The organism is Micromonospora sp. LOL_025 (assembly GCF_048060285.1).
Taxonomy (GTDB): domain Bacteria; phylum Actinomycetota; class Actinomycetes; order Mycobacteriales; family Micromonosporaceae; genus Micromonospora.
Map to the genome: position 1 here is coordinate 1 of NZ_JBHMIR010000157.1, position 279 is coordinate 279.

1 protein-coding gene is annotated in these 279 nt (G+C 72.8%); it reads left to right on the forward strand.

All coding sequences use genetic code 11. The features are described from left to right. On the forward strand, positions 1-279 hold a 279-nt coding region (locus ACFHW0_RS31935), incomplete at both ends, for an AMP-binding protein (RefSeq protein ID WP_416613344.1).

Genomic DNA, 279 nt, shown 5'->3' on the forward strand with positions numbered 1-279 from the left:
TACGCCATGCTCGATCCGGAGTTCCCCGATGCCCGGCTGGCGGCGATGGCCGAGGACGCCGGGCTGGCCGCATTGGTGACCGACGACAAGCTGGCCGGCCGGCTCGCCTACGCGGGCCCGGCTCTGCTGGTGGACGAGGCCGCCGCCTGGGGCGGGTGCCTGTCCCTGCCGACGGGCGGGGCGGTGCCGAACGGTGTCGTGGGTTCGGTGGAGCCGCTGGTGGTGGCGGGTGATGCTGGGGATGCGGCTTGTGTGATGTTCACGTCGGGTTCGACGGGT